The 26,653-nt window shown below is 65.6% G+C and carries 31 protein-coding genes; 19 read left to right on the top strand and 12 right to left on the bottom strand.

Annotated elements, in window-relative coordinates; genetic code table 11:
- The 3 genes from PMI42_RS38235 to PMI42_RS31500 form a co-directional block, all read left to right on the top strand.
- The coding region (locus PMI42_RS38235; protein ID WP_008142476.1) for a flagellin at window positions 1-169 on the top strand (169 nt) is incomplete at its 5' end.
- A gap of 287 nt (window positions 170-456) precedes the next feature.
- The gene (gene flaF, locus PMI42_RS31505; RefSeq protein WP_008142475.1) at window positions 457-825 is read left to right on the top strand and encodes a flagellar biosynthesis regulator FlaF; all 369 of its coding nucleotides are present in this window, start codon (window positions 457-459) and stop codon (window positions 823-825) included.
- A gap of 14 nt (window positions 826-839) precedes the next feature.
- Window positions 840-1,205 (top strand): hypothetical protein, encoded by a 366-nt coding sequence (locus PMI42_RS31500; RefSeq protein WP_008142474.1) that lies wholly within the window; start codon window positions 840-842, stop codon window positions 1,203-1,205.
- Between the two features lie 3 nt (window positions 1,206-1,208).
- Here PMI42_RS31500 and PMI42_RS31495 read toward each other — a convergent pair whose 3' ends face one another.
- The 4 genes from PMI42_RS31495 to PMI42_RS31480 form a co-directional block, all read right to left on the bottom strand.
- Window positions 1,209-1,568, bottom strand: a complete 360-nt coding sequence (locus PMI42_RS31495; RefSeq protein WP_008142473.1) for a hypothetical protein — start codon at window positions 1,566-1,568, stop codon at window positions 1,209-1,211.
- Between the two features lie 159 nt (window positions 1,569-1,727).
- Entirely contained in the window at window positions 1,728-2,225 is a 498-nt protein-coding gene (locus PMI42_RS31490; protein WP_008142471.1) for a hypothetical protein, read from the bottom strand.
- Between the two features lie 11 nt (window positions 2,226-2,236).
- Entirely contained in the window at window positions 2,237-2,617 is a 381-nt protein-coding gene (gene flgJ / locus PMI42_RS31485; protein WP_008142469.1) for a flagellar assembly peptidoglycan hydrolase FlgJ, read from the bottom strand.
- On the bottom strand, window positions 2,617-3,741 hold the full coding sequence (locus PMI42_RS31480) for a flagellar basal body P-ring protein FlgI (protein ID WP_008142466.1): 1,125 nt from the start codon (window positions 3,739-3,741) through the stop codon (window positions 2,617-2,619). Before PMI42_RS31480 ends, flgJ begins: the two co-directional genes overlap by 1 nt.
- Window positions 3,742-4,011: 270 nt before the next feature.
- Here PMI42_RS31480 and PMI42_RS31475 point away from each other — a divergent pair, with 270 nt between their 5' ends.
- Complete coding sequence (locus tag PMI42_RS31475) at window positions 4,012-4,425, top strand: flagellar assembly protein FliX (RefSeq protein ID WP_008142464.1); 414 nt, start codon at window positions 4,012-4,014, stop codon at window positions 4,423-4,425.
- A 200-nt stretch (window positions 4,426-4,625) separates the two neighbouring features.
- Here PMI42_RS31475 and PMI42_RS31470 read toward each other — a convergent pair whose 3' ends face one another.
- Window positions 4,626-4,997: a winged helix-turn-helix transcriptional regulator gene (locus PMI42_RS31470; RefSeq protein ID WP_008142462.1), complete on the bottom strand. Its 372-nt coding sequence runs from the start codon at window positions 4,995-4,997 to the stop codon at window positions 4,626-4,628.
- Between the two features lie 149 nt (window positions 4,998-5,146).
- Between PMI42_RS31470 and PMI42_RS31465 the strand changes: the two genes are divergently transcribed.
- Together PMI42_RS31465 and dksA are read left to right on the top strand one after the other, a co-directional pair.
- Window positions 5,147-5,758 (top strand): NAD(P)-dependent oxidoreductase, encoded by a 612-nt coding sequence (locus tag PMI42_RS31465; RefSeq protein WP_008142460.1) that lies wholly within the window; start codon window positions 5,147-5,149, stop codon window positions 5,756-5,758.
- Between the two features lie 213 nt (window positions 5,759-5,971).
- The gene (dksA, locus tag PMI42_RS31460; protein ID WP_008142458.1) at window positions 5,972-6,337 is read left to right on the top strand and encodes an RNA polymerase-binding protein DksA; all 366 of its coding nucleotides are present in this window, start codon (window positions 5,972-5,974) and stop codon (window positions 6,335-6,337) included.
- 282 nt (window positions 6,338-6,619) lie between these two features.
- Here dksA and PMI42_RS31455 read toward each other — a convergent pair whose 3' ends face one another.
- Window positions 6,620-7,018: a winged helix-turn-helix transcriptional regulator gene (locus PMI42_RS31455; protein WP_008142455.1), complete on the bottom strand. Its 399-nt coding sequence runs from the start codon at window positions 7,016-7,018 to the stop codon at window positions 6,620-6,622.
- A gap of 96 nt (window positions 7,019-7,114) precedes the next feature.
- Here PMI42_RS31455 and PMI42_RS31450 point away from each other — a divergent pair, with 96 nt between their 5' ends.
- From PMI42_RS31450 to PMI42_RS31435, 4 genes are all read left to right on the top strand, one after another.
- Window positions 7,115-8,143, top strand: coding sequence for an SDR family oxidoreductase (locus PMI42_RS31450; RefSeq protein ID WP_008142453.1), 1,029 nt, complete (start codon window positions 7,115-7,117; stop codon window positions 8,141-8,143).
- 95 nt (window positions 8,144-8,238) lie between these two features.
- A complete protein-coding gene (locus PMI42_RS31445) occupies window positions 8,239-9,018 on the top strand; it encodes a 2-keto-4-pentenoate hydratase (RefSeq protein WP_008142451.1) in 780 nt (259 codons plus the stop codon).
- 258 nt (window positions 9,019-9,276) lie between these two features.
- Complete coding sequence (locus PMI42_RS31440) at window positions 9,277-10,119, top strand: hypothetical protein (protein ID WP_157195850.1); 843 nt, start codon at window positions 9,277-9,279, stop codon at window positions 10,117-10,119.
- Complete coding sequence (locus PMI42_RS31435; protein ID WP_008142447.1) at window positions 10,109-12,055, top strand: patatin-like phospholipase family protein; 1,947 nt, start codon at window positions 10,109-10,111, stop codon at window positions 12,053-12,055. The genes PMI42_RS31440 and PMI42_RS31435 overlap by 11 nt, the downstream gene beginning before the upstream one ends.
- Before the next feature lie 121 nt (window positions 12,056-12,176).
- Here the strand turns inward: PMI42_RS31435 and flgH are convergent, their stop codons facing one another.
- From flgH to flgF, 4 genes are read right to left on the bottom strand one after another with little or no spacing between them, the layout of a single operon-like run.
- Window positions 12,177-12,944, bottom strand: a complete 768-nt coding sequence (flgH, locus tag PMI42_RS31430) for a flagellar basal body L-ring protein FlgH (RefSeq protein WP_008142445.1) — start codon at window positions 12,942-12,944, stop codon at window positions 12,177-12,179.
- Between the two features lie 3 nt (window positions 12,945-12,947).
- Window positions 12,948-14,087 (bottom strand): flagellar basal body P-ring formation chaperone FlgA, encoded by a 1,140-nt coding sequence (gene flgA, locus PMI42_RS31425; protein WP_008142443.1) that lies wholly within the window; start codon window positions 14,085-14,087, stop codon window positions 12,948-12,950.
- Window positions 14,088-14,097: 10 nt separating this feature from the next.
- A complete protein-coding gene (gene flgG / locus PMI42_RS31420) occupies window positions 14,098-14,886 on the bottom strand; it encodes a flagellar basal-body rod protein FlgG (protein ID WP_008142441.1) in 789 nt (262 codons plus the stop codon).
- A gap of 16 nt (window positions 14,887-14,902) precedes the next feature.
- Window positions 14,903-15,664 carry a flagellar basal-body rod protein FlgF gene (gene flgF, locus PMI42_RS31415; RefSeq protein WP_008142439.1) on the bottom strand — a complete coding sequence of 254 codons (762 nt, stop codon included), beginning with the start codon at window positions 15,662-15,664 and terminating at the stop codon, window positions 14,903-14,905.
- A gap of 383 nt (window positions 15,665-16,047) precedes the next feature.
- Between flgF and fliL the strand changes: the two genes are divergently transcribed.
- The 6 genes from fliL to PMI42_RS31385 all read left to right on the top strand — a co-directional run bounded on the left by fliL (window position 16,048) and on the right by PMI42_RS31385 (window position 23,169).
- Window positions 16,048-16,548, top strand: a complete 501-nt coding sequence (gene fliL, locus PMI42_RS31410; RefSeq protein WP_008142435.1) for a flagellar basal body-associated protein FliL — start codon at window positions 16,048-16,050, stop codon at window positions 16,546-16,548.
- Between the two features lie 30 nt (window positions 16,549-16,578).
- Window positions 16,579-17,781 carry a flagellar motor switch protein FliM gene (gene fliM / locus PMI42_RS31405; protein ID WP_008142433.1) on the top strand — a complete coding sequence of 401 codons (1,203 nt, stop codon included), beginning with the start codon at window positions 16,579-16,581 and terminating at the stop codon, window positions 17,779-17,781.
- Window positions 17,778-18,224: a DUF6468 domain-containing protein gene (locus PMI42_RS31400; RefSeq protein ID WP_008142431.1), complete on the top strand. Its 447-nt coding sequence runs from the start codon at window positions 17,778-17,780 to the stop codon at window positions 18,222-18,224. The genes fliM and PMI42_RS31400 overlap by 4 nt, the downstream gene beginning before the upstream one ends.
- A gap of 9 nt (window positions 18,225-18,233) precedes the next feature.
- The gene (locus PMI42_RS31395) at window positions 18,234-18,995 is read left to right on the top strand and encodes a MotE family protein (RefSeq protein ID WP_008142429.1); all 762 of its coding nucleotides are present in this window, start codon (window positions 18,234-18,236) and stop codon (window positions 18,993-18,995) included.
- Between the two features lie 102 nt (window positions 18,996-19,097).
- The gene (locus PMI42_RS31390) at window positions 19,098-22,850 is read left to right on the top strand and encodes a tetratricopeptide repeat protein (protein ID WP_035967169.1); all 3,753 of its coding nucleotides are present in this window, start codon (window positions 19,098-19,100) and stop codon (window positions 22,848-22,850) included.
- 82 nt (window positions 22,851-22,932) lie between these two features.
- Window positions 22,933-23,169, top strand: a complete 237-nt coding sequence (locus tag PMI42_RS31385; protein ID WP_008142425.1) for a hypothetical protein — start codon at window positions 22,933-22,935, stop codon at window positions 23,167-23,169.
- 189 nt (window positions 23,170-23,358) lie between these two features.
- On the opposite strand, the gene fliP is transcribed toward PMI42_RS31385, so the two are convergent.
- Both fliP and PMI42_RS31375 read right to left on the bottom strand, forming a co-directional pair.
- Window positions 23,359-24,117 (bottom strand): flagellar type III secretion system pore protein FliP, encoded by a 759-nt coding sequence (fliP, locus tag PMI42_RS31380; RefSeq protein WP_008142422.1) that lies wholly within the window; start codon window positions 24,115-24,117, stop codon window positions 23,359-23,361.
- Window positions 24,114-25,109, bottom strand: a complete 996-nt coding sequence (locus PMI42_RS31375) for a flagellar biosynthetic protein FliO (RefSeq protein ID WP_008142419.1) — start codon at window positions 25,107-25,109, stop codon at window positions 24,114-24,116. Before PMI42_RS31375 ends, fliP begins: the two co-directional genes overlap by 4 nt.
- A 357-nt stretch (window positions 25,110-25,466) precedes the next feature.
- On the opposite strand from PMI42_RS31375, the gene flgB reads away from it, so the two are divergent.
- Genes flgB through fliE form a run of 3 tightly spaced genes read left to right on the top strand, consistent with a single transcriptional unit; the run spans window position 25,467 to window position 26,640 of the window.
- A complete protein-coding gene (gene flgB, locus PMI42_RS31370; protein ID WP_008142418.1) occupies window positions 25,467-25,871 on the top strand; it encodes a flagellar basal body rod protein FlgB in 405 nt (134 codons plus the stop codon).
- Window positions 25,872-25,889: 18 nt separating this feature from the next.
- Window positions 25,890-26,315 carry a flagellar basal body rod protein FlgC gene (flgC, locus tag PMI42_RS31365; protein WP_008142415.1) on the top strand — a complete coding sequence of 142 codons (426 nt, stop codon included), beginning with the start codon at window positions 25,890-25,892 and terminating at the stop codon, window positions 26,313-26,315.
- 16 nt (window positions 26,316-26,331) lie between these two features.
- Window positions 26,332-26,640: a flagellar hook-basal body complex protein FliE gene (gene fliE / locus PMI42_RS31360; RefSeq protein WP_008142413.1), complete on the top strand. Its 309-nt coding sequence runs from the start codon at window positions 26,332-26,334 to the stop codon at window positions 26,638-26,640.
- Window positions 26,641-26,653: the final 13 nt, after the last annotated feature.

Genomic DNA, 26,653 nt, shown 5'->3' with positions numbered 1-26,653 from the left:
CAAGAACCTGATCAACGTGCTGCAGACCGGCTCGTCCAACCTGACGCTGGCCGACACCAACGAGGAAGCGGCCAACAGCCAGGCGCTGTCGACCCGCCAGTCGATCGCAGTGTCCGCGCTGTCGCTGGCAAACCAGTCGCAGCAGAGCGTGTTGCAGCTGCTCCGCTAGTCTCGCAGCGCAAGATACTGAATCGGAACATCGCGGCGGGGCTCATGCTCCGCCGTTTTTATCGAGATCGCTAAGGCAGGATTAGCCGAGATTTTTGCGCGTCATGCGAGGCGTGTTTACAGCGCGCTTGCGTGCATCTAGCTTCGCAGTGAAGCACTCCGTGACCCGTAATAATCCGGAGGGCTTCCAAGCACACACGTAAGCAAATCTTAAGCGGTGCTGCCTAGGGTTGGGAAAGAAATCCTTAAGCGCGTTCAACGCGCTAGGTAACCTCCAAGGTGTGATTGATGTCGAATTCTGCTGCCTCGGCCTACGCGCGCGTTGCAACGACCACCGCATCTCCTCGTGACGTCGAGGCGCAAGCCCTGCTCAAGGCAGCCAACAAGCTCCAGGACGCCGTCAACAACGCCGATCCGCTCAGCGAGCAGACCATGCAGGCGCTGATGTTCAATCGCAAGCTCTGGACGATCTTCCTGAGCGAGGCGATGCGCGACACGAATCCGCAGCCGCTCGACGTCCGGCAGAGGATCGCCAACATCAGCGTGTTCGTGCTGAGCCAGACTGCGGCGTTGCAGCTCGCCCCGCAGTTCGACCACTTCCGTCCGCTGATCGAGATCAACCGTAACATCGCCGCCGGTCTGTCCGGCAGGTCGTAAGCGGGAGCCGCGCCGTGGCCGACGTCCTGAGCATTCTGTCGAGCTCGTACAAGGCGGCCGGGCTGTCGGTGCCGAGCAAGACCAAATACGTCGCGGTCGACCCAACGCTCTACCAGGGCTCGTGGAGCGGCAAATATTCCGACGGCAAGAAGTTCTCGATCAGCATCTCGCAGGTCGACGGCTTTCGCGCCCAGGTCCACTACGAGAGCGGCGGCACGTCACAGTACCAGCAGGTGCTGATCAAGGACTCCTCGTTCAAGTTCGGCAATACGAAGTTCACGCTGACCGGTGCCGGCCAGGCGCAGATCAAGAACGTCGTCACCGATCCCGCGACCGGCTCGACCTATCTCGATACCGCCGTCGCCGCGCGCTCGACGTGATCCTCAGGCGCTGAGGTCCGTGTTGAGCGGACGCGAGGGCTGGGACTTCAGATCCTCTGCATGGAAATAGGCTCGCCGGCGCAGCATCGCTTCGTCGGGGAACTGGTTGACCACCGCGTCGGTCTTGTCGTTGACCACCTGAAACACGAAGGATGCGGCCGCCTGGTCGAACACGACCTGGCGCGAGACGTTCTCGTGGTTGGGCAAATCATTGCGTGCGGGCGCACTCGTATCGCCCGCGGCAACCGTCTGGCTCACCGGCAAATCAGTCTGCACGGCCTCGTTCGCCGCCGAATTCGACGTCGTCACGATCTGCACGGGGGCCGGTATCCCCACCGGCCTGATGCTGAAATCTGTACTCATGGCAGCCTCCTGGTTGCCTCGTGTGAGTCAAATCCCAACCCCTCTCAATACGCAACCATGGACCACCAGGATTGAAGACCTGGTAAGGAAACGTGCCTAACCGCGCGACGAGATCGCCACGCGGTTTTTCGTAAAATTGTTGGCTGTTCTTGCGCGCGCTCAGAGCGAGCGGCTGACCGCGAGCGGGGTGATGTGGCGCGGACCGGGCACGGCGCGGCGGCCTGCGGCGGTGTAGGTGTTGGGCACGTTGCGCTTCTGGATCTCGGCGTTGACGCCGCGCACGACGCTCTCGGAGACCGCGTGCGCGGTCGCGAGCACGGTGAGATTGACCTGGAGCATGGCGCGGAACGCGTCGTGGTGCCGATGCAGCGTCGAGAGCAGCTCGGGCGCGGACTTCGCGAGCTGGGCCTGGTTCGCCTTCAGCTGGCTGACGGCGCCGACATAGTTTCGCGACAGCTCCTGCTTCCTGCTCTCCAGGGTCATCGCCTCGCGAACCTTGCCGGCGCGAACCAGCTCGGTCTCGCGCTCGATCAGTCCGAGCAGGGCGTTCATCGCGTCCATCAGGTCCTCGGCGAGCTTGCGCGCCTCGGCGCTGCCGGGCGCCGTGCCCGGGCGCTGCGCTTGCATCGGCTGACGTGAGGCGTTGAACTGGTTCATCTCGTTGGACCTTATGCCGTGCGGATCGTTTTCGCCTGCTGCGTGATGAGGGTGCGGTAGACGTCGGCGGCGACGCCGACGCCGCCGGCCTTGGCGAAGTTCTTGGTATATTGCTCGGTCAGCATCGAGCGCCACACGCCGGTGCCCGGCGTGTCGCCGAACGGGCCTTCGCCCTTCAGGCCGGACGTCATCTGCGAGAACATGCTGTTGAGGAACATCGCTTCGAAATCGGTGGCGGTCTTCTGCGCCTTGGCCTGCTGCTGCGGCGAGACCTTCTGAAGTGCCGCGGCGAGTTCGAAGTCGGGGCGGCCGTTGCGGCTCTCCACGGAGAAGGCGGGGTTCGAGACAGCGGAGGCGGCGGCGCGCAGGGTGTTGAGCGTGCTCGTCTGCATCACATCACCTCGATGTCGGCTTCGATCGCACCGGCGGCCTTGATCGCCTGGAGGATGCTGATGAGGTCGCGGGGGCCGATGCCGAGGCCGTTGAGGCCGTCGACGAGCTGCTGAAGCGAGACGCCGTCCTTGACGACGGCGAACTTCTTGCCGTCCTCGGTGACGCTGACGCTGCTGCGCGGCGCAACCACGGTGCGGCCGCGCGACAGCGGGTTGGGCTGGCTCACCTGCGGGCTCTCGGAGATCGTGACGGTGAGATTGCCCTGCGCCACCGCGACGGTGGCGACGCGAACGTCGCGGCCCATCACGATGATGCCGCTGCGTTCGTCGATGATGATCTTGGCGGCAAGGTCGGGATCGACCTGGAGCTGCTCGATCTCGGTGAGGAAGGCCACAACGTTGCCCTTGAACTCCGGCGGGATCGACAGCTGCACCGTGGAAGGATCGATCGGTTCGGCGCTCTTGACGCCGAGATAGTCGTTGATCGCGGCGGCGATGCGCTTGGCGGTGGTGAAGTCGGCGTTGCGCAGCGCGAGCCGCACGTTCGGCAGCCGGTTGAGCGCGAACTCGATCTCGCGCTCGATGATGGCGCCGTTGGCGATGCGGCCCACGGTCGGCACGCCGCGCACGATCTTGGCGGCCTCGCCCTCGGCCTGGAAGCCGGAGATCGCGAGCGAGCCCTGCGCCACCGCATAGACGTTGCCGTCGGCGCCGAGCAGGGGGGTGACGAGCAGGGTGCCGCCCTGGAGGTTCTTGGCGTCGCCGAGCGCGGACACGGTGACGTCCATGCGCGTGCCCTGGGTGGCGAAGGCCGGCAGATTGCCTGTCACCATCACGGCGGCGACGTTGCCGGTGCGGATGGTGGCGCCGCGGATGTTGACGCCCATGCGCTCGAGCATCGCCTGCAGCGACTGCTTGGTGAAGGGGATGTTGTTGAGCGTGTCGCCGGTGCCGTTGAGGCCGACGACGAGGCCGTAGCCGATGAGCTGGTTCTGCCTGACACCCTCGATGTTGGCGAGGTCCTTGATGCGCGACGTCGCGCTGGCGGACGCGGCCGAGAGCACCAGCGCAGACAGCGCGGCGCAGGCCACCCCAACAATCCTCACCCAACGAACGCCTGACATCCTCTGCTCCCCGAGGCTCCTCAAATCGAAAGACCTGCACGACACTCCCATGACGAGCTGGTCCGGCGCTTTCCTTGCGAGCGCTGTGCCAACCCGGGGCAGTGGGGGTAGGTCGCTGAATAGGTTGAATAAATCTGTTTCGACCGGTGTGAGCCAGCGTTGTCCGTGAGGAGCGAAACTGCCGCCTGCCGGCAGATTTTGCCGGGCTGTTTACGCCCCGTTAACCATAAAACGGCGAATGTGGCGCATCGATCACCCGGATTCTTTCCGATGCGCATCTATGGACCGAACGGCACCACGCTTGGGACGCCGGCCAGCCAGGCCAGGCGGACGAGCTCCGGCACCTTCGTGTTGCCCGACACCTCGTCGGCGCAGGAGACGCGGAGCGCCGCCGCGCCGAAGGCCGCTGCCAACATCGACGGGCTGCTCGCGCTGCAAGGCGTCGAGGAGGATCCGGTCGAGCGGCGCAAGCGCTCGGTCGCCCGCGGCAGGACCGCGCTCGACGTGCTCGACGATCTCAAGATGGGGCTGCTGTCCGGCAATCTCACCCCGTCAACGGTGATGCGGTTGCGCGATGCGGCTGCGAATTTGAAGTCGTCCTCGGGCGATCCGGGCCTGGATTCCGTGCTCTCGGAGATCGAGCTGCGCGTCGAGGTCGAGCTTGCGAAGGCCGGACAGGCCTAGTCACGTCATCCGTCACCCTGAGGCGCCGGAGCGAAGCGGAGGCCTCGAAGGCCGACGGGCCGGCTATTTCCGTGACGGCATCATTGCTTGTTGCAGCACCTCGGCCGTGCATCCTTCGAGGCTCCCGGCGCGACGCTTTGCATCGCGCCACTCGCACCTCAGGATGACGGGACGCCTAAAAGCGCTCCTCGCACTTTGGCCTACGCCGCTTGCTCTTCCCTCTGCGCATCGTAGCGGCGCTGGGCGGCGAGCACGTCTTTCAGGTTCTGCTCGGCCCAGTCCCGCAGCGGATCGACCGCGCCGGCGAGCGTGACGCCGAGCTGCGTGATCGAATATTCCACCGTCACCGGCACGGTCGCGATGGCGCGGCGCGTGATCAATCCGTCGCGTTCGAGCGATTTGAGCACCTGGCTCAGCATCTTCTGCGAAATGCCTTCGATCGTCCGGCGCAACTGATTGAAGCGCATCGGCTCCTCGCGCAGCAGCAACAGGATCAGCACCGCCCATTTGTCGCCGACGCGGTCGAGGATCTGGCGGGTGGGGCAGTTCGCAGCATAGACGTCTGGCTTCATCGTCGGGGTCCTCGATCCTTTCCGGTCGCCGGGTGAGCCGCGCCGGTTACTCCTGCGTAATCAGGTAAGCACAAAGTGCTCTCTTAACACCAGCATTCTTTGCGATATCTAGTTTCTATTAGTTACCATAGAAGCAAAGGAAGCCTTCCATGAAAATCGCAGTCGCCGGCGCCTCGGGCCGGGCCGGGTCGGAGATCACCAAAGAACTGTCCCGCCGCGGCCACGCGGTCACGGCCATCGCCCGGAACCCCGAGAAGATCGCGGCCCTGCCGAATGTCACGCCAACCAAGGGAGACGTGCTCGACCAGGCCGGCCTTGCCAAGCTGTGGGCCGGGCACGACGTCGCCGTGAGTTCCGTGCACTTCCTGGCCAGCGACGCGCTCAAGCTGATCGGCGCGGCCAGGGAGTCCAGGGTTGGTCGCTACCTCGTCGTCGGCGGTGCCGGCAGCCTGGAAGTCGCTCCCGGCGTCAAACTGGTCACGACGCCCGGTTTTCCGGCCCAATACAAGGCCGAAGCAGAGGCGGGCTCGGCCTTCCTCGACCTGCTGCGGCAGGACAAGGATTTGAACTGGACCTTCATCTCGCCGTCGGCGCTGTTCGTCGAGGAGGCGCGGACGGGCAAGTTCCGGCTCGGGACTGACCAGCTTCTCGCAGATGCGAACGGCAAGAGCTGGATCAGTTTCGCCGACTACGCGATTGCGCTGGCCGACGAGATCGAGCGGCCGGCCCATCCGAGGCAGCGGTTCACGGTCGGCTACTAGCCCTCCGGTCGCCCCGAGCCCTTGCGGATAAACCTTCCTGTGCAAGGGCTTGGTGGCGCCAACCAAGCGATCAGGGAAATATTGTCTGTCACAGGGCGCCGCTATATAAGCCCGGCTTAACGGACCCCGTTTCCGTTGAGAGTCGTTGCTTAGACAGATAGGCCGCCCTTGGAAAAGTTGAAAAACTACCGACCGACCGAAAAAGAGCCTTTCATGAACGACCGGCAGAAGGAGTACTTCCGTATGAAGCTCCTCGCCTGGAAGGATGAGATCCTCAAAGAGTCCAAGCTCACCCTGCAAGCCCTGCAGGAGGAGAACGTGAACCACCCCGATCTCGCCGATCGGGCATCGTCCGAAACCGACCGCGCCATCGAACTCCGCGCCCGCGACCGCCAGCGCAAGTTGATCGCCAAGATCGACGCCGCGCTCCAGCGTATCGAGGACAACACCTACGGGTATTGCGAGGACACCGGCGAGCCGATCTCCTTGAAGCGGCTCGAAGCCCGGCCCATCGCGACGCTCTCGGTGGAAGCGCAGGAGCGCCACGAGAAACGCGAGAAGGTCTACCGCGACGAATAGAGTCCGAGCCGCAGCGATGCGGCTCTTTGTTTTTGGACGCAAGGTGCCGCTTCGCGCCGTGATCAGCATTGTGCCTGTCGCTTGCCGCCGCGCATGTCTGCGCGTGCGCGCGATTGCGAAAAATGAATCGCGATCAATGGGCTAGAGTCACTTCCTCCGAGCTCACGTGAGTTCGGATGAGAAACAGCCTTCACTTCAGGTGGGGCGAGTTTTGCGAGTCGCATCAACGGGATCGGCCCGGATGCTGAGAGGCCGCTCCAGCAGCTTCACACATTGCTGCAATCAGGCCTGCCGCGACGCCTCGAGGCGCGCATCCCCATAAAGCCTGGACCAGCTCAATATTTCCTTAAACGCCGGCAACAGGCCGTAAGCCGCGTCCGTCAGCTCGTAGGCGACCTGCAACGGCTTCGAAGCGAGGACGGTCCGCGACACCAGCCCATCCTGCTCGAGCTCGCGCAGCTGCGTGGTCAGCATGTGCTGGGTGATGCCGCCGATCGATCGCCGCAGCGCGCCGAAGCGAACCGCGCCGTTCATCAGCGCGAACAGGATCTCCAGTTTCCACTTGCCGCCGAGCGCATGGATGGCGCGCTTGAAGTCGGCGAGCAGCTCAGGGTCGGGGCTGCAATCGCAGTCGCTGTCGCAACCGCTGGTCAGGTTTTCCATACCGGTCTCGAAATCCATTCTACTTGCTCCCCCCGAAGATAGTGACCAGATGCGGCCTTGAGCAGGGTGGCGGAACCAATTCGCTTTGGCTCGCGCAACGAGGGGAATTCGGCAATGAGCACTGTTCTGGTCACCGGCGGGTCGGGCTTCGTCGGCATCCATGTGGTCCTGCAACTTCTAGCCGCCGGCCATCAGGTGCGGACGACGGTGCGCCGGCCCGACCGGCAGGCCGACGTGCTCGCGATGCTGCGCGAGGGCGGAGCCGCTTCGCCCGAAAGCCTGTCCTTCTTCACCGCGGACCTCACGGCGGACGAGGGGTGGCGTGAGGCCGTGGCGGGCTGTGACTACGTGCTTCATGTTGCCTCGCCGCTCTCGACCAGTGTTCCCAAGGACGAGAACGAGATGATCATTCCCGCTCGGGACGGCACGCTCCGGGTGCTCCGGGCCGCGCGCGAGGCCGGCGTCAGGCGTGTGGTCATCACCTCGTCGCTGGGCGCGATCGGCTACGGCCATGCTCCAAGGGAGAAGCCGTTTGACGAGACTGACTGGACCAATCTCGGCGGCGCCGACGTGCAGCCCTATATCAAGTCCAAGACGCTGGCCGAGCGGGCGGCGTGGGATTTCGTCGCGGGCGAGGGCGGTGGGCTCGAACTCTCGGTGGTCAATCCCGCCGGCATTTTCGGCCCCGTGCTGGGGCCGGACTTCTCCGGCTCGATCGAGATCGTCAAATCGCTGCTCGACGGCGCCATGCCGGCGGTGCCGCGGGTCTATTTCGGTGTCGTCGATGTGCGCGACGTCGCCGATCTGCATCTGCGGGCGATGACGGCGCCCGAGGCGAAAGGCGAGCGCTTCATCGCCGTCTCCGGTGAAGCGCTGTCGATCCTCGATATCGCCAGGGTGCTGCGGCGGGAACTCGGGCCAAGGGCGCGCCGGGTTCCGCAATTGCAGGCTCCCGACTGGTTGGTGAGGCTCGCCGCACATCGGATTCCGCTGCTGCGCGCCGTGGTGCCGATGCTCGGCAAGGTCAGGCATTCCACCAGTGCCAAGGCGCGGTCGGTGCTCGGCTGGCAGGCCCGCTCCAACGAGGCGGCGATCCTCGCAACTGCTGAAAGCCTGATCCGCCTCGGTCTGGTCAAGGCGTAGGTCACCCGCCCCCCGCGCTTGTCAGGCAGCTTGTCAGGTTTGGGCGGGGATGCTCCACTGCCGCGCATGATCGCGTAGCGTGGGAGGCGGCGCCGATGGACAAAATTCTCCAAGCCGCAAAGGCGATCGCACTGGCGCGCCGCAATCATGCGCCGCTTGCGGCGCTCGAGGTTCCTCCGGCCGACGAGGCCGAGGGCTACCAGGTCCAGCGCGCGCTGCACGATCTCTTGCTGCCGCATGTGGGTCCGCTGGTCGGCTACAAGATCGGCTGCACCAGCCAGGTGATGCAGGACTATATCGGCATCCCGCACCCTTGCGGCGGCGGCGTGTTCCAGAAGGGCGTGCACGACAGCGGCGTGAAGCTCGCCGCCTCCAACTATGTCCGGGTCGGCGTCGAATGCGAGATCGCGGTGCGGCTGAAGCGCGACCTAGCCACCGGTGAGGCGCCGTTCACGGCCGAATGGGTCGGCGAGGCGGTCGAGTCCTATCATCCCGCGATCGAGATCGTCGACGACCGCTATGTGAAATGGGAGACGATGGGGGCGCCGACGCTGATCGCCGACGATTTTTTCGCCGCCGGCTGTGTGCTGGGTGAGGTGGTGCCGCGCTCGGCCGTGCCGGACCTGAAGGCGATCAAGGGCCGCGCCATCGTCAACGGCGAGGAAGTCAGCCACGGCACCGGCGCCGACGTGCTCGGCCATCCCCACAACGCGCTCGCCTGGCTTGCCAACCATCTCGCCGCCGACGGCAAGGGTCTTCACGCGGGACAGCTCGTGCTGACGGGGAGCCTGGTGAAGACGCTGTGGCTGACGGCCGGCGACAAGGTGCGGATGGAGCTGGACGGGCTCGGCGTGGTGGAGATGGAACTGACGTAACGCGACCTCGTGCCCCCGAGGCGCCGCCGCACAACAGGTCGCGATGCGCGGCGGAGCGTGGGTGCGTGCCGCAGCGTGTCGCGTCGCGCGCCGGGACCTCTACAATGATGGGTTGAAATGGCGGCTCGCCTATCTGTCAGGCTGTCCGCGCCTGCCTGATGTGCTATGCTTTCTCGCCCGACATTGCTGCATCGACGAAATCCGGCTGCGGGGGATCGCCGCCATGGTCCCGTCTCGCGGTAACTGAACCATGATCGGTTGCGGTTCTGCATGAGTGAGCCCAATGCCAAGCTGGCTTTCGAACGCAAACGAGACGTCGCGCTCGGCGACGTCGCGCTTGTGCGGGTCGAAGGTGAGCCGTCCCCGGTGGGAGAGATCCACGATCTCGCTCTGGTCGAACAGCTGGAGTTGCGCTTCCGCGCGACGCTGAAGGCCAGTTCGCGCCTTGCCGGGCTCATCGAGGCCATCGAGGCAAACGGGCACCGCTATTGCGTCTTCGGCGGCTGGTTGCGCGATACGGTGTCGCAGGTTGCGGCGGCAGCGCCGGCCGAGGCGCCGAAGGATATCGATCTGGTGGTCCGGGGCGTCGAACTGGACGACCTGCTCCACTGGCTTTCCGGCGACGTGAAGCCGACCATCTTTGGCGGAATCCAGTCGGATGCGCCGCCCGTCGCCTTCGACGTCTGGCCGCTCCACGATACGTTCCTCATTCGCCGGCTCAAGCTACCGGCCACGTTCGAGGGGCTGCTCAAATCCACTGATTTCACCATCAATGCCGGCCTGTTCTTTCCGAAGCAGGGCGCGCAAGACGCGGCCATGATGGACGGGGGACTGCTGCAGGCGCTGCGCAGCCGCAGGGTCGCATTCAATTGCGGCTCGCTGGTTTTCCCGACCATGCAGTGCGCACGCCTTGCCGCTTATGCCGGCAAGCTGTCGCTGGAGCTGGCGCCGCCGGTGCGTGCATTCATGCGCGAAATCGTCGCCGATCCCGCGCGTCTTGCGGAGGTGCGGCAGGGCCTTGCCAAGTTCTATCCGGGGCACGTTGCCGATGCTGCAGAGCGCGTATTGCAGGAGCTGATCGAGGTCGACAATGAGAACTGAATATTTCAGCAGTTGCGCCGCCGTCTTTGAAGGCGGCGGCGTCAGGGGCGCTGCGTTTGCCGGCGTCTATGCCGCCTGTCTCGATGTCGGGATACGATTCAACCGGGTCGCCGGCAGTTCGGCCGGATCGGTTGCGGCGGCCTTCGTTGCTGCCGGCGGAACGCCCGACGCGATCAAGACCAAGCTGATGCAGCTTGACATGGCTAAGCTGCAAGGACCGCCCGCATTGCCGGTCCCGTTCAAGGGAGCCAGCCGCTGGGCCTCCGTGTTGTCGGCCGTTCCCGTCGATATGGCAAAGCGCATCGCGTACTTTCTCAAATATTCGGGAAGCTACAACTCCGCTCCGATCCGCGACTGGGTCGAGCTATCCCTGCGTGAGATGCTGGCCGCCGGCGGTCGTCCGGTCGACCAGGCGGTGCGCTTCCGGGATCTCCCGCTGCCTCTCTATGTGGTTGCGGCCGATGTGCTTCAGCGTGGCCCGAAAGTCTGGAGTCTGGAGAAGACGCCGGAGGAATCCGTGGCCTTCGCCGTCCAGGCTTCGTGCGCCATTCCATTCTACTTCCAGGCCGTCTGCAGTGCGCAGTCCGCTTTCGTGGATGGCGGCTCGATCAGCAACGTGCCGAGCTTTGTGTTTCCGCCTCGCCGCGGCCATCCCGGACGCTTCGCCGAGAAGACGCTGGCGTTCCGGCTCAAGGCCGACCCGCCCGGGGCCAACGACGGCTTCGAGGACGCCATCGCCTATGCCTATGGCATAGCCGATACGATCGTGGACTCCGCGACGAAGATCCAGCAGTCGCTCCAGAGCGGCATCTACGCCATCGAGGTCGGGACCGCCGACATCCGGGGGACCGACTTCGCCAAGATGACTGCGCAGAAGAAGGCGCTGCTATTCGACAACGGAAAGAAAGCGGTCGAAAATTTTGTCCTGAGCGAACGCGAGGTCGTCGGCCGGCATCAGATGGCGAGCCTCTATGAGGGGTTCGACGAGCGCCTGCTGGCATATGTCTTTGCGATATCGAGGGCCAAGAACACCGTCTGGCTGTCGGACTCCTCGACCTACTGGCTCTACTTCATCTATCCGATTATTGCGGCCGCGATCGGACGGGGCGTCAGCATCAAGGTGATGGTCCAGGATCCGCCGCCGAAGGATCAGCCGGTCGAGGCACGACGGCGGGCGTCGCTTGCCTCGCTCGGCTGTGACGTCGTGCCTGTCCCCGCTCTGGCCTTTGCGGGCCTCGTCATCGACTACCCCGGAATGGACGCGATCGCCGTGATCAGCTCCGAAAACGGAGCAGTCGGAAGCGACTTCACCTACACCCAGGAGCAGGTCAGGCTCTACGACAGCCAGGACGATTTTCCCGTGATCCGCAATCTGGGCAATGCGTTGGCGGCCCAGGTCAGCGCCGGTGCGACAGCGTCCGCGGCGCCGCCGCCGCTGCGCATCGTCTCGCTGGATCCGCCCGTGCTGTTCGACGCGTTGAAGCGCGTGCCGCAATACGCCAATGCCAGCTTCGAGATCAGGGACGTCCCGCTGGACAAGGGGCTTCGCGTGTCGCAGACCCACATCAAGGAATACAAGCTGCTCCAGATCGACGAATTGGTGCGTCAGCTCAAGGCCAATCGCTTCGGCCTGTTTGCGCCGTGCCAGTTCCAGCTGTCAGACGGTGCGCACAGTATCATAACGCCGCCGGTGCTCGAGCTGACGCCGAACGGCCCGGTGCTGATCGAAGGGCATACGCGGGCATTCTACATGGCCCAAACCGGCATGCCGCACTTCAGCGCCGTCGTCGTCGACAAGGTGACGGACCCGCTACCCGTTGCGCCGCGGCCATTCTCCGACATGAGGGTGGCCGACAATACGATGACTGCGACCAGCATCCTCCCGGGCTACGAGAAGGCGCTGTTTCGCCAGATCGAGGCCGCGCTGCACCCCTGAACGATCGCGCACCTTTGCCAAAATACATGCGGCCCTCGCCAGGGGAGCTAGCGAGGGCCGCGTAGTACATCGTCGTTCGCGCCTAGGTTCGCGAACACGATGTGGGAGCTCTTGAAGAAGCTTAGAAGGGCAGCAGCACGTCCATGACCTGCTGGCCGTAGCGCGGTTGCTGCACGTCCATGATCTGGCCGCGGCCGCCATAGGCGATGCGGGCCTGTGCGATCTTGGTGGAGTCGATGGTGTTGTCGCTCTGGATGTCTTCGGGACGGACGATGCCGGCGACCACGAGCTCGCGGATCTCGTAGTTGACGCGGATCTCCTGCTTGCCCTCGACCACGAGGTTGCCGTTCGGCAGCACCTGCGTCACGACGGCCGCGACGTTGGTCTGCAACGCTTCCGTGCGGTTGACCGAGCCCTTGCCGTCGCTGGAGGCGCTGGAATCGGCGGTCAGGATGCGGCCGGGCAGCACCTTCTGCGCCTGCGCGCCGAGCGTCTTGGCGCCGATGAAATCGGTGATGCCGGAATCTTCCGAATTGGTGCGGCTGCGCTGGGTCTCGTTGGAGAGGTTGGCCTTGTCGGTGATGTTCACGGTCACGGTCAGCAGGTCGCCGATCTGGTGGGCGCGCTGGTCCTTGAAGAAGGCGCGGCTGCCGTTGCGCCACAGCGAGTTCGGATTGTAGGAGGCGACTTCCGGCTTCGGCATCGGCATCTGCACCGGCTTGTAGCCGGGCTGGGTCGTCGGATTGTCGATCGCGGACAATTTCGGTTGCTCGCCGATCTGCGACAGGCGGTCGATCGAGGAGCAGCCGCTTGCCAGCGCGCAGGTGGCCAGCAGCAGGGCAGAGATCGCAATGCGACGAAGACGAAAAGCCGAACTGAACGGGGACATGACTTACTCTGACTTGGCTGGAGCTTGCGAGACGCGAACTTGCGGGATCTGGGCTTGTGCAACGTGAGCCGGCGACGCGGGGGCCTGGACCAGGTTCCGGACCAGGGCGGCAGTATCGACGGGCGCCGGCGCCTCGTCGCGCTTGAGCGAGGAGGTCTGCTCGACCGCAGCCGCCATCGGCGTGGACTGGCTGGCGCCCTGTACCGTGATCTGGCCGCGGCCGGTGACGGTTCCGGTCAGCGTACGCTTGGTCTGCAAGTTGATGACGCTCACGGTGTCGCCCTCGGCGCCGCTCTCGATCGCCTTGCCGCGCGTGGTGAGGTAGATCCCGGGGACCTGGTAGATGACGGTGACGCTCTGGTCGCGCTGCACGAAGTCGGGCTTGACGATGTCGGCGACGCGGATCGGCGTGCCCGCACGCATCGGGCGGCGCAGCTGCATGCCGATGGTGCGGTCGCGCGAGGCGGCCTCGCCGGCGATCTCGGCCTTGGGCCGGCGCTCCAGCGCGATGTCGGAGGATTTCAGCAGATCGGCGCGGTCGATGTCGCGCGTCAGCACGGCCACTTCCACGGTCTCGATCGCGGTGCCGGAGAAACGCAGCTTGGTCGGTGTCGGGTTGCTGTCGTTGTTGACCTCGAAGGCGATGTCGAAACGGCCGCTGCGGGCATCGTAGCGGGTCGCGACCGGCTGGAGCGCGCCGGTGTTGGAGGCATCCAGCCGCATGTCGGCGATGCCGCGGTCGAAGGTGACGGTGATGTTGGCGGCTTCGCCGAGGCCGAAGCGGCGCTCGAGCGCGGACGCCACCGCGATTTCGAGGTCCTTGCTGGCGAGGGTGCGGGCGAGGCGGGTGACCTGGACTTCCTTGATGTCGCCGGTCAGCACGCCGATGACCTGCTTGGCGCGCAACACCGACAGCACCTGCGCGACCGGCAGCGCGCCGGTGGTGCCGAGATCGGGCGAGCGGTAGACCGGGATCAGCGCGGCCGATCCGGCATTCTCGATGAGGTCGCCGACCCGCACCACGTCCGTGGTCACGGTGACGTTCGCGCGCAGCGTCGGCGTTGCGATGACGTCGTCGGCGGCCTGCGCCGGCAGGGCCAGCAGCAGGAGGGCGGAGAGCGTGGCGAGGGCGGTGCGGATCATGGTCTTCACCTCAGCGGAACAGCGCCGTGGTCGATTGCATCATCTGGTCGGCGGCGCTGATGACCTTGGCGTTCATCTCGTAGGCGCGCTGGGCGGCGATCAGGTCGCTCATCTCCGAGACGACGTCGACATTGGCCTGCTCCAGGCTGCCTTGCGTGATCTTGCCGTAGCCTTCGGCGTTGGCGGTGCCGTCCTGCGGCGCGCCGGACGACGGGGTCTCGGTGAACTGGTTGCTGCCGACCGGCTGAAGGCCCGCCTTGTTGATGAAGCGGGTGACGCCGATCTGGCCGACGATCGAGGAGGTCGACGAGCCCGGCAGCGTCACCGAGACCTGGCCCTGCTCGCTCACGGTGATGCCGGACGCGTTGTTCGGGATGGTGATGGTCGGCTGCACCGGATTGCCCTGCGCGGTGACGACGCGGCCCTGGTTGTCCATCTGGAAGGTGCCGTCGCGGGTGTACTGGTAGGTGCCGTCGGGCATCAGGATCTTGAAGAAGCCTTCGCCCGAGATCGCGAGGTCGAGGTCGTTGCCGGTCTGCGACAGCGTACCTTGCGTCATGCTGCGCGGAGTGCCGACCGTCTTGACGCCGCCGCCGATGTCGACGCCGACCGGCAGGATGGTGCCCTGGTCCGAGGCCTGCGCGCCGACGCGGCGCACGTGCTCGTAGATCAGGTCCTGGAACGATGCGGTCTGCTTCTTGAAGCCTGTGGTGCGCAGGTTGGCGATGTTGTTGGAGATGACCTGGACGTTGAGTTCCTGGGCCGCCATTCCGGTCGCAGCGGTGTGGAGCGCTTGCATGTCAGTGATCCCCTAATCAGGCCGGAACGTCGGCGAGCTTCTCGATCGCCGATTTGTGGAGGTCGCTCTGCTGCTGGAGCAGGTTGGCGATCGCGGTGTAGCTGCGCATGACCTCGACCATGCGGCTCATCTCGCCGACCGAATTCACGTTCGACTTCTCGATGTAGCCCTGGCGCACCACGGACTTGGCGTCGGCCTGCTGATTGGCCGAGCCGGCGGCATAGAGGTTGGCGCCGAGCTTGGTCAGCTTGGCCGGATCGTCGAACGAGGCCATGCGGATCTTGCCGCGGATCGAGTCGGTCTTGGCCGTGCCCTCGAGCACCGTGACGGTGCCGTCGGGGGCGACGTTGATGTCGTGGTCGGTCGGCTGGAAGGTGATCGGACCGGCGGTGCCGAGCACGAGGTTGCCATCGGAGGTGACGAGCTGACCGGTGCTGCTCAGCGTGAATTTTCCGTCGCGGGTGTAGCGCTCGGCACCGTTGGCCTGCACCGCGAAAAAGGCGTTGCCGTCGATCGCCATGTCGAGCGGGTTGTTGGTCGGCTCCATCGGGCCCTGGCCGACGTCGCGGAAGGTGCCGCGGTCCTGCACATAGGAGACCCGGCGGTCCGAACCGATGAAATTGTCCTCACGCGCGTTCGAGTTGAGGTACTCCTCGAACAGCGAATGGTCGGCCTTGAAGCCGTTGGTGTTGGCATTGGCGACGTTGTTGGCGACGACATCCATCTGCCGTTCCAACGTCATCTGCCGCGACAGGCCGATCAGAAGCGCGTTCTGCATCGGAAATCTCCCCTGAGTGGGTCTGCCACCTTGCTCTCCCAAGCGCCTTGGCGGACCCGTGAACGAGACTGTCAGGTTCTCCCAAACCCTTCGGTCTCGGTCCTCTCTCAGCGAAAGCCGTGCCAACGCGGAAAATTTTGTAATTTCAATGGTTTGCTGATTTTTCGAGGGCGCGGGAAGGCGGCAGAAAGGTTCTGTTAGCCATGTTTGCCCGGCAGATTTTTCCTAGTGAAGGCCCAATCGAAAGAAACCGTTAACCATTATTACCGTAGCGTTTGCGTGCAAGAGGAGCGCATTGCGCTGGGGCATTTGTATCGCGTCATTGTCTGCCAGGGGGCTTCGCTCTTTCGATTCCTTTAAGAGATGAGCGAGCCGGGCGACCCATGGCAGAGAATGAAGCGGAAGGTGGCGCAGCCACCGAAGGCGCGGAAGCCGCTCCCCCGAAGAACAAGCTCAAGCTCATCATCATGGCCGTCGGCCTGCTCGCCATCCTCGGCGGCGGCGCTGCGACCTGGTTCTTCTTCTTCCGCCACGGCGACGACGAGCATCATGCGGAGGCTGCGCCCCCGCCGAAGCCACCGGCCTTCGTCGACGTGCCCGACATCATGGTCAACCTCGCCGGCGCGCCGGGCGAGCGCGTGCAATATCTGAAGCTGAAGATCGTGCTGGAACTCAAGGAAGAGAAGCAGATCGAGGCGATCAAGCCGACGATGCCGCGCGTCACCGACATCTTCCAGACCTATGTGCGCGAACTGCGCTCCTCCGACCTCAACGGCTCCGCCGGCATCTTCCGTCTGAAGGAGGAGCTGACCAAGCGCGTCAACGCGGCGGTCGCGCCGATCCAGGTCAGCGCGGTGCTGTTCAAGGAAGTCGTGATCCAGTGAGGACGCTGCGGAAGGTGATGGGCTAGCGTCATGGCCGGCAACGAGCAAATGGACCAGGATGCGATTGCCGCCCAATGGGAGGCATCGCTCGATTCCGAGGATCCCGCGGAGGCCGCGAAGGCGGCTGCCGAAAACGAACTGTCCGAGACCATGGCCCTGCAATGGGCGGCCATGGTCGAGGACGGCAGCCGCGATCTCGGCACCGGCAAGAACTCCGGCGAGCGCGTGCTGTCGCAGGAGGAGATCGACAACCTCCTCGGCTTCACCGTCGGCGACGTCACGCTCGACGATCATTCCGGCATCCGCGCGATCATCGATTCGGCGATGGTCTCCTACGAGCGTCTGCCGATGCTCGAAATCGTCTTCGACCGCCTGGTGCGGTTGCTGACGACCTCCTTGCGCAATTTCACCTCTGACAACGTCGAAGTCTCGCTCGACCGCATCACCTCGGTGCGCTTCGGCGACTACATGAACTCGATCCCGCTCCCGGCCGTGCTCTCGGTGTTCAAGGCCGAGGAGTGGGACAATTTCGGCATGGCGACGGTCGATTCCAACCTGATCTATTCGATGATCGACGTGCTGCTCGGCGGCCGCCGCGGCACCAGCCAGCTTCGCATCGAGGGCCGACCCTACACCACGATCGAGACCGAGCTGGTCAAGCGGCTGGTCGAGGTGGTCCTGATCGACGCCGAGCAGGCGTTCCGGCCGCTGTCGCCGGTGACCTTCACGATCGACCGGCTCGAGACCAATCCGCGTTTCGCCGCGATCAGCCGTCCCGCCAACGCCGCCATCCTGGTGCGCCTGCGCATCGACATGGAAGACCGCGGCGGCAATATCGAGCTGCTGCTGCCTTACGCGACCATCGAACCCATCCGGGGCGTCCTGCTCCAGATGTTCATGGGCGAAAAGTTCGGCCGCGACCCGGTCTGGGAGGGCCATTTCGCCACCGAGATCGGCCAGGCCGAAATCGCCGTCGATGCCGTGCTCTACGAGGCCGATATCCCGCTCAAGCAGCTGATGCGGCTCAAGGTCGGCGACACCCTGCCGCTGGACATGCGCGCGGACGCCAACGTGACCGTGCGCTGCGGCGACGTCACCCTGACCGAAGGGCGGATGGGCCGGGTCGGCGACCGGGTCGCGATCCGCGTGACGAAACCCTTGCGCAAGCCAAGTACGACACTTGCGATGTTCGAGAAGGTTGACGAGCAGAACAAGATGATGGAGGCCCCATGAACCACTCCCTGGGAATGGCGATCGAGACGCTGGTGGCTATCCTGTTGATGCTGACCATCGTCTACTGTGTCATGCTCAACAAGCGGCTGACGCGGTTGAAGGCGGACGAGCATTCGCTGAAGGCGGTGATCGGCGAGCTGATCACGGCGACCGAGATCGCCGAGCGCGCGATCGGCGGGCTGAAGCTCGCCGTGCGCGACGTCAACGAGAACCTCGGCAGCCAGCTTGCGGCCGCGACCCAGATGTCGGACCAGCTCTACAAGCAGCTCGGCGAAGCCGACAACGTGGTGCGGCGCCTGTCCAAGATCGCGATCGCCGCGCGCCCCGTGACCAATCCCGAAGCGGTTGCCGTGCCCGCCGCCAAGCCGTCCTCGGCGAAGGCGGTGGCGGCTGCGGCCGAAGCTTTCTCCGAGCGCCGGCGATCCAACGGCCTTGCCGCATGAAGTCAGGGTATGAAATCCTTTCGTAACATCCGCGTCATTCCAGTCGTCCTGGTTGCCGTCGCAGGTCTGGCCACGCTCAAGGTCGCGGGCCTCGTGATCAATGGCGGCTATGTCTTCGACTACAAGCCGAACCCGGCCAAGAAGTCCTGGGCGCAGGAGAATCTGAACTTCCCGACCGGGCGCGAGGATCCTGACATCACCGGCTCGACCCATGGCGCGCCGAAGGAGGCGCCCAAGCCCGCCGCTCCCGAGACCAAGCCCGAAGGCACCGTGATCAAGGTGGAGGAGGCCCAGCCGCAGGTCTCGGCCTCGGAGCGCGCCATCCTCGAACGCTTGCAGGCGCGCCGCCAGGAGATCGAGGCCCGCCAGCGCGAGATCGACATCCGCGAGAGCCTGCTCAAATCGGCCGAGAAGCGCATCGAGAACAAGGTCGAGGAGATGAAGGCGGTGGAATCCCGGATCTCCACCACCCAGGCCGAGCAGAAGGCCGCCGAAGCCCAGCGCATGAAGGGCCTCGTCACCATGTATGAGGGCATGAAGCCGAAGGACGCCGCGCGGGTGTTCGACCGGCTGGAAATGGGCGTGCTGATCGAGATCGCCTCGGCGATCGCGCCGCGAAAGATGTCCGACATCATGGGCCTGATGTCGCCGGAGGCCGCGGAGAAGCTGACGGTCGAGATGGCCCGACGGGCCAATGGCGGCGGCGATCAATCCGCCTCCGCCGGCGACCTGCCCAAGATCGAGGGCAAGCCGACCCAAAAGCCGAATTGAGGGCTCATACTTAAGAAGCCCTTAATTGGCAAAACCTACAATCGACGGCACGGGCCGGCGCCAGTGCCGGCATGGACCGTCGAACCGGAAGAAATGCCGCCAATGGCGCGAGAGGCTGCCGATGGATTGTGGTCGCGAGCCCGCGCTATGGCGCGGGGGCTGTCGCGTCATGTCCGTCAGGTGCCGGTGCTGGCAGCCTGCCTGCTGATCAGTCTCGGCACGGCCGCCCGGGCGGCCGATGCCGTCAGGGGCGAGGCGACCTTCTCGGCCAGCGGCGGCTTTGCCCGCCTGGTGATCAAGCTCGGGGAGGACGTTCCCTCCGAGGTGACGACCGCCGGCTCCATCCTCATCATCCGCTTCGACCGGGCGGTCGACGTTCCCGTCGATCGGGTTCCGGAAGGCGCGCCCGATTACGTCAATTCCGCCCGCCGCGATCCCGATGGCGGCGCCATCCGCCTGTCGCTGGCGCGCCGCGTCACCATCAACACCATGAATGCCGGCGAGCGCACCTTCATCGACCTCCTGCCGGAAGGCTGGAAGGGACCGCCGCCGAGCCTGCCGATGGACGTGGTCAAGGAACTCGCCGAGCGCGCGCGCGTGGCCGAACGTGCCTTGCGCGCCCAGCGCGTCGCAGCCGAGACCAAGAAGCGGCCGCAGATCCGCGTGCGCGCCTCGGTGCAGCCGACCTTCGTGCGTTTCGCGTTCGAGATGCCCGACGGCGTCGGCGTCTCGTCGGTGCTCAACGAGCAGAAGCTCACGCTCGCCTTCAACGCCAACCTGAATTTCGATCTGGCCGACGCGGTCGTGGCCGCGCCGCCGAACGTCGCCTCGATCAAGCAGAAGTCCGACATCGACCAGACCAGCGTCGAGATCGCGCTGATCGGCGATTCCGACGTGCACTCCTTCCGCGACGACAAGAACTACGTCGTCGACATCTCATTCCAGCCGGACAAGGGCAAGACGGCGGCAACACCGGAGGCGGCGATCGCGCACGCCAAGCCTGCCGGCGGAGCCGCGCCGGCGCCTGAGAAGCCGGCGGCCGAGAAGCCGAAGGACGCGCATCGCGAGATCGCGCCGCCGACGTCGGAGACGATCGCGCGCGAGGCCAGGATCGACATCAAGCCCGAGACGAAGCCGGAAGCTCCCGCGGCGATGCTCGCCGCCGAAGCGCCGAAGCCGGCGCCCGCAGCCGCCGAGATGCCGCGCGTTCCGGAAGCGTCCAAGGAAGTATCCAAGGAAGCCGCCAAGCCGGCGCCGCCTGTTGCCGAAGCTCCGGCCGCTCCGGCCAGGCCCGCGCCTGTCGAAGCGCCCAGGGAGGTCGTGAAAGACGCGCCGAAAGAGGCGGCCAAAGCGGAGGTCAAAGCGGAGGCGAAGCCTGTGCCCGCCGAAGCGCCTGCCGCGCCGCTGCCTGCCATTGCCAGCGTCGATGCGCGCCGCGACAGCGACGGCCTGCGCGTGACGTTCCCGCTTCAGGTCTCGACCCCTGCGGCGGCGTTCCGCCGTGGCGACACCGTCTGGCTGGTGTTCGATACGCCGAAGCCGATCGACGTCGAGGCGATCCGTACCAAGGGCGGCGCGATGATCGGCGAGGTCAGCCGCATGCCGCTCGACAAGGGGCAGGCGGTGCGCATCCGTCTCACCCGGCCGCTGGTCTACTCGTTGACCAGCGAGGAGGTCGGCAAGGAGACTAACTGGCTGCTGACGCTCGCCGACAAGATCCAGGCGACGCCGTTGCCGCTGATGATGTCGCGCAACATCACCGACCCCGCGCTCGCCAACATCGCCATCCCCTTCGCCAATCCGGGCCTGCTGCACAAGCTGACCGATCCCGATGCCGGCGACATGCTCTATGTCGTCACCGCGCAGCGGCCGGTGCGCGGCTTCATCAAGCGGCAGGATCTCGTCGATCTCTCGCTGCTGGAATCCGCGCACGGCATCGCGATCCGGCCGAATTCCGACGAGATCGGCGTCGAGGTCGGCTCCGACAAGGTCATTCTCGGCAAGAAGGGCGGGTTGACGCTGTCGCCGGTCGACATCTCCGCCGAGCGCGCCCCGACCGCCGTGCGCCCGATCTTCAGCCCCGATGGCTGGCGCAAGGGCCAGTCGGAAAACTTCATGGTGCGCCAGAGCGAATTGATCACGGCGATCTCGGCCGTCGAGCCGGCGCAGCGCTCGCTGCCGCGGCTCGATCTCGCGCAGTTCTACATGTCGCGTGCGATGTATCACGAGGCCAAGGCCGTGACCGAATTGATGCTGGCCGATCCGCTCAACAAGGAGGAGAGCGGTGCGCTGATCATGCATGCGATCGCCAGCATCCTGATCGGCCGGCCGGCGCAGGGCCTCAAGGACCTCGCCAACCCCGTGATCGGCAACAGCCATGATTCCCAGCTCTGGAAGGCGCTGGCCTATGCGCGCCAGGGCAAATGGGCGGACGCGCGCGAGAAGTTCAAGAACGTCGAGTTCGCCATCGCCTCGCTGCCGATCGAGGTCCAGCGCATCGTGACGATGGATGCGATGCGCGCCTCCCTCGAGGTCAAGGACTATGCCGGCGCCTCCAAGCGGCGCAGCGAGCTCGAGATCGTCGGCGTCTCGCCCGAGGCGTCGCCGGGCTTCGCCGTGCTGCGCGGCCGCCTCGCCGAGGCGCTCGGCCACGACAAGGACGCACTCGACGACTACAAATTCGCGGTCGCCTCGAGCGACCGGCCGGCGGCGGCCGAAGCCAAGCAGCTCGAGGTCGCGCTGCGGCAGAAGCGCGACGAGATCAGCAAGGAAGACGCGCTGCGCGAGCTCGAGACGCTGTCGATGACCTGGCGCGGCGATGCGATCGAGGTCAGGACGCTCCAGATGCTGTCGCAGCTGTATGCCGAGAACGGGCGCTACCGCGATGCGCTCACCGCGGCGCGCACCGCGACCAGGCTGCAGCCGAACGCCGAGGCCTCGCGCCAGGCGCAGGATCTCGCCTCCGACCTGTTCACGCAGATCTTCCTGGGGCCGAAGGGTGACGAGCTGCCGGTGGTCGAGGCGCTCGGGATGTTCTACGAATTTCGCGAGCTGACGCCGATCGGCCGCCGCGGCGACGAGCTGATCCGCCGCCTTGCCGACCGGCTCGCCTCGATCGACCTGCTCGACCAGGCCGCCGAGCTGCTGCAATACCAGGTCGACCACCGCCTCGAAGGCGCCGCCCGCGCCCAGGTCGCCGCGCGCCTGTCGATGATCTATCTCGCCAACCGCAGGCCCGACAAGGCGATCACGGCGCTGCGCGCGAGCCGCATCAGCGATCTCTCCGGCGAATTGCGCCAGCAGCGCCTGCTGCTGGAAGCGCGGGCACAGAGCGATGTCGGCCGTCACGACCTCGCGCTCGACATCGTCTCCAATGTCTCCGGGCGCGAGGTGCTGCGCCTGCGCTCCGACATCTTCTGGGCGGCGCGACGCTGGCGCGAGTCCGCCGAGCAGATCGAACTTTATTACGGCGAGCGCTTTCGCGATTTCAAGCCGCTGAATGCGGTGGAGAAGAGCGACATCATCCGTGCCGCCGTCGGCTACGCGCTCGCCGACGATTCGATCGGCCTGTCGCGCTTCCGCGAGAAATACGCGCCGCTGATGAGCGAGAGCGCCGACCGGCTCGCCTTCGACATCGCCAGCAAGCCGGCCGCGGCCTCCAGCGCCGAATTTGCCGAGATCGCCAAGCTCGCTGCCAGCGTCGACACGCTCGACGGCTTCCTGCGCGAGATGAAGCAGCGCTTCCCCGACGCCACCGCCCGCGCACCCGCCGCCCCGCAGGCCAAGGACGAGGCCGAGCACACCGGCTCGCTGCCCACAATCCCCGCCGTGCGGCAGATCAAGATGACGCGGTAGGAACCCTGCTACCTCCAGTCCTCTCGACAGGTGCCGCGCAAGGCGGCAACCTGATGCATCTTCATGCCGGGAGAGCGTTGACATGAGCAAGCCTGCCAAGACCGAAGCCGAACTCATCGCCATGGCGCGGGCCGAATTGAAGGTCCATGCCGATGGTCCCGACGGCCTGATCGTCTCGATCGTCCGCGACGGCGACAGCTGGGAGTTCCGCGCCGACGCCGATCAGGCGACGCGAGACCGGCCGGGCTTTCCCGAAAGCGTCGCCATGCTGGTCCAGATCGGCGATCACCTCAGCAAGCAGTATGACGTGAAGGGGTAGGGGCCCCGCGCGAAGCGCGGCCCGATCTGCCGCCATATTCTCATCATTGCGAGCGTAGCGAAGCCGTCCAGAATCTTTCCGCGGCGGCAGTCTGGATTGCTTCGTCGCAAGAACTCCTCGCGATGACGGGGAGGGGGCGGAGGCTATTGCTCAGGCCGAAGATGATGCGCCGCTGACGTCGCGCCCGCATCACCCCCCGTAACTCTGCACCAGGCTCCCCGCCACCAGCGACCAGCCGTCGACCAGCACGAAGAAGATCAGCTTGAACGGCAGCGAGATCGTCGCGGGCGGCAGCATCATCATGCCCATCGACATCAGGACCGAGGCGACGACGAGGTCGATGATCAGGAAGGGGAGAAACAGGAGGAATCCGATCTCGAAGGCACGTTTGAGCTCGGAGATCATGAAGGCGGGGACGAGGATGCGTAAGCCGAGCTCGTCGGGCGTGGCGGGCGGCGGCTCGCCGGAGAGGTCCAGGAACAGCTTCAGATCCTTCTCGCGCACGTTCTTCTGCATGAAGCCGCGCAAGGGGACAGAGGCGCGCTGGAGCGCGTCCTCGACGCCGATCTGGTTGGCGACGAGCGGGCGGATGCCGTCGTCATAGGACTTTTGCAGCACCGGTCCCATCACGAAGAAGGTGAGGAACATCGCAAGCGCAATGATCACCGAGTTCGGCGGAGCGGTCGCCGTGCCCATTGCGGTGCGCAGCAGCGACAGCACGACCACGATGCGCGTGAACGACGTCATCATGATCAGGATCGACGGTGCGATGGACAGCACCGTGAGCAGCGCGATCAGCTGGATCGCGCGCTCGGTGACACCGCCACCGCCTGCGCCCCCGCCGAGATTGATGCTGATGTCCTGCGCATGCACAAGGCCTGCGAGCGAAGCCGCGCCGATCAGGACAGAAAGGAAAAGAACTCTACGCGGGAGGGCCGGCGGCCTCACGAAGACGGCTTCGGACGGCCGAGCAGCGATGCCATCTCGTCTTCGAGATTTTCAAAGCTGGTCTTTTCCGCGGCAGGTTTGGGCGGCGGGGCCGGTGGTGCCGGCGGCTCGCTGCGGACCGCACGCGGCGGCGGCGCGGAGGGCGGCTCCGGCGCAACCGGCGGCGCGACCGTTTCACCGGCCGGCCGGCGCAGCGCAGCCTCCAGCCGTTGCGCCATCTCGGCGAGATTCTGCTCGGCGCTCGAAGGCGCGGCAGCGGCGGGAGCCGGCGGCGGGACGGGCGGAGCCTGGGGGACCGGCGGAGCCTGCGGCACGGGCGGAGGCGGCGGCGCAGCCGCGCGCTCGGCGCGCACCGGCGGCACCTTCACCGGCTCGCTCTGGCGCGGCGGACGCGGCATCAGGGGAGGCTCGCTGCGGGGAACGCGCGGCTGCAGCGGTTCGGGACGCAGCTCGCGCTCGGGACGCGGTGCGAGTGGCTCGGGCGTAAACCCGCCCAGCGGCGGCTCATTGCGGCGCTCGGCCAGCGCGGGCGCGGGCCGGCGCACCTCGTCGGCGAAGGACGGGCGCGCGGGCCGCGGCGGCGGCTCCGGCATTTGCGGCTCGGGATGATCGAGCAATTCGGGGCGCGGGGCTTCGTCGGCCCAGCTGCCGGCATCGGGCATGGGCGCAAGGCGCGGCGGTTCGGCGGGGTTGGAACGCTGCGGAAGCTGGTCGCGACCGGGTGCGGCGCGCACGATGTTCGGCTCGACGACAATGTCGGTCGGGCCGCCGATCATCAAGAGATGCTCGACATTGTCACGCCGGACCAGCACCAGGCGGCGCCGACCGTCGACCGCGGCGGCATCGATCACCGCAAGCCGGGGCATCCTGCCGCGCTGGGTGTTGGCGCCGAGCCGTGTGGTCGCGAATCGACGGACCAGCCAAGCGGCAACGCCGATCAACGCCAGTACGACGATGAACGCGACAATGAAGGTGATAGGACTACCGTTCATACTTGTCCCCGGCAAATGGCGCCTCTTTCGTGCCCATGGTCAGATGCGCCAACCATGGCGTCGGATGCCCCAAACTGCGATTTCTTAATGTCCCACGGCAAGTTTTGCCGTCCCCAACTCTTAATAACCTATGAATCGCCCGATCCAAAACGACTTCTTGGCCTGTGCATGCGCCGCCAAGCGGTTGGGTTAATGCCGCTTTTGGGTACGTAGAATCACGGCTTCGCAAAGTCGTGTCCCGCCGAGGGACAGGCGACCATGATGTGTTCTGGGCATCCTTAACCACCTGTTAACCATACACGCGGCAAATTCTGCCTAGCTTCGGACACAGGTTCGAGGGCGGAAGGAGCCGCAACGATGTCCATCAACGACCTCCCCGTGCTGTCGGCGCTTCGTACCAAGATGCAGTGGCATCAGGAGCGCCAGCGCGTCCTGTCCGAGAACGTCTCCAATTCCGACACGCCCAAGTTCCGGCCACGCGACCTGGTCGAGCCGAAGCTCGACAAATCGGGCGCCGTCACGGGCTCGATGGGCCCCCTGGCGATGGCCGTGACCAGCGCGTCCCACATGAAGCCCTCCGGCGCAGCCTCCGGATTCGACCAGAACAAGAATGCGGGTTTTGAAACACGTCCTGCGGGCAACGCCGTCAATCTCGAGGAGGAGATGATGAAGGCGGCCAGCAACCAGATGGACTACGCGGCGGCGACCTCGCTCTATTCGAAGAGCCTGCATCTGCTCAAGACCGCGATCGGCAAGGGTTAGGGCTAGAGGGAGCGCATCATGGCGAATGACAGCAGCGATTTTGCCCGCTCGATGGCGATCGCGACCTCCGGCCTGCGGGCCCAGGCGGGGCGCATGCGGGTGATCTCGGAAAACATCGCGAACGCGGATTCGACCTCGCAGAGCGCCGGCGGCGATCCCTACCGGCGCAAGGTGCCGACCTTCTCCTCGGCGCTGGACCGCACCCTCGACGCGCAGGTCGTCACGCTCGGCAAGATCAAGCCCGACCAGTCCAATTTCCGCGTCAAATACGAGCCGAACAATCCGGCCGCGGATGCGACCGGCAACGTCAAATACCCCAACGTGAACTCGGTGGTCGAGATGACCGACATGCGCGATGCGCAGCGGTCCTACGAGGCCAATCTCAACATCATCAGTGCGACGCGCCGGATGATCCAGCGCACGCTCGACATCCTCAAGAGCTGAACAGGACATTTGAGCCATGGCATCACCGACAATCGCAGCCAACGCCTACGCCAACCTTGCCCGCGTGCTCGAGAACAGCGGCGCCGGCAAGGGCAGTGAAGCAAGCGGGCAGTCCTTCGCCTCGCTCCTGAAGGACGCCGTCGGCAGCGTCATGGAGTCCGGCCGCAAATCCGACGCGCAGACGGTGGCGATGGCCGCCGGCAAGGCCAACGTGATGGACGTGGTGACGGCGGTCGCCGACACCGACGTCGCGGTGTCCACGCTGGTCTCGGTCCGCGACCGCGTGATCGCGGCTTACGAAGACATCATGAAGATGCCGATCTGATTTTTGCGCTCGC

It is taken from the genome of Bradyrhizobium sp. YR681, assembly GCF_000282615.1.
In the GTDB taxonomy this organism is placed as follows: Bacteria; Pseudomonadota; Alphaproteobacteria; order Rhizobiales; family Xanthobacteraceae; genus Bradyrhizobium.
This window is presented reverse-complemented; position numbering and strand designations above follow the sequence as displayed.

Excerpts from the sequence above, each read along its gene's own strand:
- flaF (WP_008142475.1), top strand. The coding sequence starts at position 457 with ATGTCGAATTCTGCTGCCTCGGCCTACGCGCGCGTTGCAACGACCACC.
- PMI42_RS31495 (WP_008142473.1), bottom strand. The coding sequence starts at position 1,568 with ATGAGTACAGATTTCAGCATCAGGCCGGTGGGGATACCGGCCCCCGTG.
- PMI42_RS31490 (WP_008142471.1), bottom strand. The coding sequence starts at position 2,225 with ATGAACCAGTTCAACGCCTCACGTCAGCCGATGCAAGCGCAGCGCCCG.
- flgJ (WP_008142469.1), bottom strand. The coding sequence starts at position 2,617 with ATGCAGACGAGCACGCTCAACACCCTGCGCGCCGCCGCCTCCGCTGTC.
- PMI42_RS31480 (WP_008142466.1), bottom strand. The coding sequence starts at position 3,741 with ATGTCAGGCGTTCGTTGGGTGAGGATTGTTGGGGTGGCCTGCGCCGCG.
- PMI42_RS31475 (WP_008142464.1), top strand. The coding sequence starts at position 4,012 with ATGCGCATCTATGGACCGAACGGCACCACGCTTGGGACGCCGGCCAGC.
- PMI42_RS31470 (WP_008142462.1), bottom strand. The coding sequence starts at position 4,997 with ATGAAGCCAGACGTCTATGCTGCGAACTGCCCCACCCGCCAGATCCTC.
- PMI42_RS31465 (WP_008142460.1), top strand. The coding sequence starts at position 5,147 with ATGAAAATCGCAGTCGCCGGCGCCTCGGGCCGGGCCGGGTCGGAGATC.
- dksA (WP_008142458.1), top strand. The coding sequence starts at position 5,972 with ATGAACGACCGGCAGAAGGAGTACTTCCGTATGAAGCTCCTCGCCTGG.
- PMI42_RS31455 (WP_008142455.1), bottom strand. The coding sequence starts at position 7,018 with ATGGATTTCGAGACCGGTATGGAAAACCTGACCAGCGGTTGCGACAGC.
- PMI42_RS31450 (WP_008142453.1), top strand. The coding sequence starts at position 7,115 with ATGAGCACTGTTCTGGTCACCGGCGGGTCGGGCTTCGTCGGCATCCAT.
- PMI42_RS31445 (WP_008142451.1), top strand. The coding sequence starts at position 8,239 with ATGGACAAAATTCTCCAAGCCGCAAAGGCGATCGCACTGGCGCGCCGC.
- PMI42_RS31435 (WP_008142447.1), top strand. The coding sequence starts at position 10,109 with ATGAGAACTGAATATTTCAGCAGTTGCGCCGCCGTCTTTGAAGGCGGC.
- flgH (WP_008142445.1), bottom strand. The coding sequence starts at position 12,944 with ATGTCCCCGTTCAGTTCGGCTTTTCGTCTTCGTCGCATTGCGATCTCT.
- flgA (WP_008142443.1), bottom strand. The coding sequence starts at position 14,087 with ATGATCCGCACCGCCCTCGCCACGCTCTCCGCCCTCCTGCTGCTGGCC.
- flgG (WP_008142441.1), bottom strand. The coding sequence starts at position 14,886 with ATGCAAGCGCTCCACACCGCTGCGACCGGAATGGCGGCCCAGGAACTC.
- flgF (WP_008142439.1), bottom strand. The coding sequence starts at position 15,664 with ATGCAGAACGCGCTTCTGATCGGCCTGTCGCGGCAGATGACGTTGGAA.
- fliL (WP_008142435.1), top strand. The coding sequence starts at position 16,048 with ATGGCAGAGAATGAAGCGGAAGGTGGCGCAGCCACCGAAGGCGCGGAA.
- fliM (WP_008142433.1), top strand. The coding sequence starts at position 16,579 with ATGGCCGGCAACGAGCAAATGGACCAGGATGCGATTGCCGCCCAATGG.
- PMI42_RS31400 (WP_008142431.1), top strand. The coding sequence starts at position 17,778 with ATGAACCACTCCCTGGGAATGGCGATCGAGACGCTGGTGGCTATCCTG.
- PMI42_RS31395 (WP_008142429.1), top strand. The coding sequence starts at position 18,234 with ATGAAATCCTTTCGTAACATCCGCGTCATTCCAGTCGTCCTGGTTGCC.
- PMI42_RS31390 (WP_035967169.1), top strand. The coding sequence starts at position 19,098 with ATGGCGCGAGAGGCTGCCGATGGATTGTGGTCGCGAGCCCGCGCTATG.
- PMI42_RS31385 (WP_008142425.1), top strand. The coding sequence starts at position 22,933 with ATGAGCAAGCCTGCCAAGACCGAAGCCGAACTCATCGCCATGGCGCGG.
- PMI42_RS31375 (WP_008142419.1), bottom strand. The coding sequence starts at position 25,109 with ATGAACGGTAGTCCTATCACCTTCATTGTCGCGTTCATCGTCGTACTG.
- flgB (WP_008142418.1), top strand. The coding sequence starts at position 25,467 with ATGTCCATCAACGACCTCCCCGTGCTGTCGGCGCTTCGTACCAAGATG.
- flgC (WP_008142415.1), top strand. The coding sequence starts at position 25,890 with ATGGCGAATGACAGCAGCGATTTTGCCCGCTCGATGGCGATCGCGACC.
- fliE (WP_008142413.1), top strand. The coding sequence starts at position 26,332 with ATGGCATCACCGACAATCGCAGCCAACGCCTACGCCAACCTTGCCCGC.